Here is a 4,907-nt window from a genome sequence, read left to right on the forward strand (position 1 = left end):
TCCAGATGGGACCAATTTCTTTGATATTAAAGCAGAGAATTTTGAGTTGGTAGATTATGACCCTGTTAAGCCGCAGTTGAAGTTTGACCTAGCCGTTTAATACTCTTAGAAAATCTCTTCAAACTACGTCAGCGTCGCTTCATCTACAACCTCAAAACAGTGTTTTGAGCTGACTTCGTCAGTTCTATCCACAACCTCAAAGCAGTGCTTTGAGCAACCTGCGGCTAGCTTCCTAGTTTGCTCTTTGATTTTCATTGAGTATTACAGTGAACAATTTTTCTAGCTATTGTAACAAAAAAGTCACCCGAAGGCAACTTTTTTCGTCCATAAACTTTCAAAAGAGAATGGCTTATTCAGAGCTAAAAGCTGCTGCTTGCTGCATTTGGTAATACTTACCCTTTCTAGCCATGAGATCCTGATGATTGCCATGCTCCACGATGTCGCCATCTACCAAGACAAGAATCAAATCCGCATCCTGAATGGTTGACAAACGGTGGGCGATGATAAAGCTTGTGCGCCCCTTCATGAGTTTTGCAAAGGCATCCTGTACTAGCACTTCTGTCCGTGTATCGATGGAGGAAGTTGCCTCGTCTAAGATAAGAATCTTTGGAATAGCCAAAAAGACTCGCGCTATAGTCAAGAGCTGGGTCTGACCGACAGAGAGAGATTCTCCTGCATTTTCTAACTTGGTATCGTATCCCTGTGGCAACTGTTGGATGAAAAAATCTGCATTGGCTGCTTTGGCAGCAGCAATCACCTGCTCCCGACTGGCTTCAGGATTTCCAAAAGCAATATTGTCATGAATGGTTCCTTGCTTGAGCCAGGTTTCTTGGAGCACCATGCCAAACTGCTGTCTCAATGATACTAGGGTATAATCATAAATGGATTGCCCATCCAGCAAGATATCTCCTGAGTTAATAGGATAGAAACGCATAAGAAGATTGATAAGGGTTGATTTTCCTGCACCTGTCGGACCAACGATGGCTACCTTGCTACCAGCTGGAATATCAATAGATAAATCCTTAATCAAAATCTTTTCAGGATGGTAACCAAAAGAGACATGTTTAAAGGAAATAGCTCCCTTAACTTGGTCACTGGTCAAGACTTCCTTGCCTGTTTCAGCAACCTCAGGACTTTCTAAGACAGCATAGACGCGCTCTGCGCAAGCCAGAGCACTTTGCAACTCAGCTAGCACTGAAGAAATATCGTTAAAGGGCTTGGTATACTGTTGGACATAGTTCAAAAAAGTCACTAAACGCCCAATGGTCAAGGTTGACCCCATCATGATACGATAAGCTCCTACTCCAGCTAGAATCGCATAAATGAGCGCATTGACAAAGCGAGTCGAAGGATTGACCGTTGAAGAATAAAAGATGGCCGACTGCGAATAGCCTGCGTAGTTGTCATTAGCCTCACACAGTCTTTTGATAAACTCTACCTGAGCATTAAAAGATTGAATAATAGTCTGCTGGCTAAGCGATTCTTCAATCAACTGAGTCTGAATTCCCCTTGTCTCTGTTTGCTTCTGGAAGAGATGATAGGAGCGTTTGGCAATAAAGCGTGAAACCACCATGGAAAGTGGCGTCAACAGCAAGACTAAGAGAGTCATGAGGAGGTGAATTTGCAGCATGGCTAGAATGCTAACCAAAATCATCAAGACACCAATGAAAAATTGGTTAAAAATCATGGTCAAGCCAGCTGCTAACTGTTCGATGTCCGTGGTTACCCGACTGACCATCTCTCCACTTCCTTGCCGCTCCACAAAAGCAATCGGTAAACGATGGAGCTTATAGATGATTCGCTCTCGCAAGTCTCTGGTATAAGAGAAGATTAGGCGATTATAAAGAAGAGGATTGGCCCATTGTACCAGAGTATTTCCTATAACTACCAAGATCATCTGGAGAAAAATCTGCCAAAAAACTGGTGAAGAACCAGCCACTAGGACTTGGTCGATGACCTGCCCAATCAAGATAGGTAGGTAGATTGATAAGCCAACCTGGGTAATAGTTCCTAGAAAGGCTAGGAAAAGGAGGAAGGGATTGCTTGCTAAATCTTTTGCCAAGCGTGTGAGCGTCTGGTTTGCAGTTTGTCGTCTCATGCTAGTCCTCCTTTCCATGTTGGGATGCATTGATTTCGCGATAAACTTGACTAGATTTCATCAAGTTCTCGTGCTTGCCGATAGCTAGGAGCTCTCCTTTTTCTAAGAGGAGAATCTGGTCAGCCATCTGTAAAGTCGAGGTTCGTTGAGAGATCAAGATTAAGCTCGTATTTAGCAAATTTTCTCGGATAGCTTTCAAGAGCTTAGACTCGGTAATGGTGTCGAGGGCCGAGGTCGCATCATCTAGGATGAGAAATGGAGCTTGGCGCAAGACTGCGCGAGCAATAGACAGCCTTTGTTTTTGTCCACCTGAGAAATTTCGACCTCCTGCCTCAACAGTGGCATCCAAGAGCCCTTCCTTTTCACTAACAAAATCCTTAGCTTGCGCAATCTCCAAGGCCTGCCAGAGTTCCTGGTCAGATACTTCTTGATGTAAACCTAGAGTCAAGTTAGAACGAATGGTTCCCTTAAAGAGTTCGACTTTTTGGGGCACATAGGCAATCCAAGACCGCCACTGCTCCAAATTAAGAGGACTACGTCCATTTCGATAAAGGTCTATACTCCCCTTGTCTGCTGGATAAAGTCCAAGTAAGACTTGCACCAAGCTTGATTTACCAGAACCAGTTCCTCCGATGATACCAAGGATTTGCCCTTGCTTCATATTAAAGGAAATGTCTCTCAGAGAAGGCTGGGCCGCATCAGGATAGGTAAAGGTCAGTTCTTGAACTTGTAAAACCTGATCACTGCTAGCTTGCTTTTGTTCTAATTCTGAATGAATATCTTCTGGAGCCTCAGCAAAAACTTCCTCGATTCGCTTAGCTGAGATGTAGGACTGGTTGAGGGAATTGATCAGCATGGCTAGCTTGACCAATTCCACCAAAATCTGTAAGAGGTAATTGATAAGAGCAATGAGAGCACCTTGACTGAGCACTCCTCCTTGAATTGAAATATAGCCTTGCCAGATAATAACGAGAAGAGTTCCATTGACAATCAGATAGGTCAGAGGTGTTAATAAACTAGACCAGAAACCTGTCTTTTCTTGTAATCTAGCATAAACTTGGTTAAGGGTTTGAAAAATCTGTAACTCTCGTTTTTCTTGACCAAAAGCACGAATAACCCGCATCCCTTGCAATTGCTGGCGCGTTTCCTGAACCAGTTGGTCCGTTTTCTTTCTGAGACTACTGTAGAGAGGATTGACCAATCGAGATAACCCTACAATGACAATGGTCAAAATGGCAACCATGACTAAGAACCAGAAAGTCAACTCAGCTGAGATTCGATAAGCCATAAAAATGGCACCAAAAACGATAATGGGCGCTCGCAAAAAGAGACGCAGGAATTGATTGATACCAGTCTGAATCTGGTAGGTATCCGAAGTCAAGCGAGTGACCAAACTAGAAGTTGTCAGACGGTCTCTGCTGTCCTTGGACAAGGAAAGAATATGACGATAAAGATCGTTTGTCAATTCCTTAGCAAAGCCTACTGCTGCCTTTGCTGAGTAAAATTGAGCTATCAAGGCCACTAAAACGCCAATTACTGCAAAGATAAGGAGCAGGCCAATCTGCATCCAGAGATGACCTTGATCTCCCTGAGGTAAAGATTGGTCAACAATCCCAGCAATCACCATGGGAACCAAGAGCTCAAAAACAGCTTCTAACAGCTTGAACAAGGGGGCTAAAATTGATTCCTTGATGTAGGGTTTGAAGTAAGATAATAGGTGTTTCATAAATCCCTTCTATTCATATTCTAGAAATGAAGAAAGTGGGAAGCCCCACTCTCTGTTTTATTTGTTTAAGTAAGGCAATAGATAGCCATATCCTGCTTTTTCCATCTCATCCTTGGCCACAAAGCGTAAAGAAGCAGAATTGATACAGTAACGGAGGCCGCCTAACTCCCGCGGTCCATCTGTGAAAACATGACCCAAGTGAGCGCTGCCTGAACGAGAACGAACTTCAATTCGCTCCATTCCATGGCTCAGATCCTTGTAATAATGAATCAACTCTTTGGAAATCGGACGGCTAAAACTTGGCCAACCACAACCTGAAGCAAACTTATCCTTGGCAAAAAAGAGTGGCTCACCCGTCGTAATATCTACATAAATCCCCTCTTCAAAGGTTTGGTCATAGGCATTGGTAAATGGAGCCTCTGTAGCAGCTTCTTGTGTGACACGATAAGACTCTTCAGATAGACTGGCCTTCAACACCTCTTGACTAGGCTTTTCATAGTTTGCTGCATCAATCAATGGCTTATCAGCATCGGTCACATCGATATGACAGTAACCTGAAGGATTCTTCCTGAGATAATCTTGGTGGTAGTCTTCAGCCAGAATGTAGTGGCGTAATTGCTCCACTTCTACTGCAATCTTTCGACCCAGCATGCGTTCCTGCTCCTGTACCACTGTGTAGATAGCTGGCAAATCTGCTTCATCCTGATAATAAATCCCAGTTCGATATTGGCGACCACGGTCATTCCCTTGTTGATTGATAGATAGAGGATCGATAACTCGGAAATAATAAAGTAAAATCTCTCTGAGTGACACTTCCTTCTCATCGTAAATCACTTGGACCGTTTCTGCATGGTCTGTTTCCTTGATCAACTGGTAATTGGTCGTTTCGACTTGACCATTAGCGTAGCCAACACTGGTTTCTAGCACTCCAGAAATGCGTGAAAAATATTCCTCTAGGCCCCAAAAACAACCACCTGCTAGATAAATTTCTGCCATCTTTATTTCTCCTTTATCACGTTTTTAACTAATACTCTTCGAAAATCTCTTCAAACCACGTCAGCTCACATCTGCAACCTCAAAACA

At 43.4% G+C, this 4,907-nt stretch carries 4 protein-coding genes and 1 pseudogene; 1 reads left to right on the forward strand and 4 read right to left on the reverse strand.

From position 1 onward, the window contains the following. A pseudogene (locus HT703_RS03300) lies at positions 1–100 on the forward strand (thymidylate synthase); the annotation flags it as partial. Positions 101–123: 23 nt separating this feature from the next. Here the strand turns inward: HT703_RS03300 and HT703_RS03305 are convergent. The 4 genes from HT703_RS03305 to msrB all read right to left on the reverse strand — a co-directional run bounded on the left by HT703_RS03305 (position 124) and on the right by msrB (position 4,820). Beyond that, a complete protein-coding gene (locus HT703_RS03305) occupies positions 124–255 on the reverse strand; it encodes a chlorohydrolase (protein ID WP_172929923.1) in 132 nt (43 codons plus the stop codon). A gap of 94 nt (positions 256–349) precedes the next feature. Next, complete coding sequence (locus HT703_RS03310) at positions 350–2,098, reverse strand: ABC transporter ATP-binding protein (RefSeq protein WP_001254298.1); 1,749 nt, start codon at positions 2,096–2,098, stop codon at positions 350–352. A gap of 1 nt (position 2,099) precedes the next feature. After that, a complete protein-coding gene (locus HT703_RS03315) occupies positions 2,100–3,824 on the reverse strand; it encodes an ABC transporter ATP-binding protein (RefSeq protein WP_023936095.1) in 1,725 nt (574 codons plus the stop codon). 57 nt (positions 3,825–3,881) lie between these two features. Next, positions 3,882–4,820 carry a peptide-methionine (R)-S-oxide reductase MsrB gene (gene msrB / locus HT703_RS03320; protein WP_000818203.1) on the reverse strand — a complete coding sequence of 313 codons (939 nt, stop codon included), beginning with the start codon at positions 4,818–4,820 and terminating at the stop codon, positions 3,882–3,884. Positions 4,821–4,907: the final 87 nt, after the last annotated feature.

Source organism: Streptococcus sp. 3874 (assembly GCF_013276425.1).
GTDB classification, from domain to species: domain Bacteria; phylum Bacillota; class Bacilli; order Lactobacillales; family Streptococcaceae; genus Streptococcus; species Streptococcus pseudopneumoniae.

Bases quoted from the DNA above. Each gene is read 5' to 3' on its own strand.
- HT703_RS03305 (WP_172929923.1), bottom strand. From the start codon at position 255: ATGAAAATCAAAGAGCAAACTAGGAAGCTAGCCGCAGGTTGCTCAAAG.
- HT703_RS03310 (WP_001254298.1), bottom strand. From the start codon at position 2,098: ATGAGACGACAAACTGCAAACCAGACGCTCACACGCTTGGCAAAAGAT.
- HT703_RS03315 (WP_023936095.1), bottom strand. From the start codon at position 3,824: ATGAAACACCTATTATCTTACTTCAAACCCTACATCAAGGAATCAATT.
- msrB (WP_000818203.1), bottom strand. From the start codon at position 4,820: ATGGCAGAAATTTATCTAGCAGGTGGTTGTTTTTGGGGCCTAGAGGAA.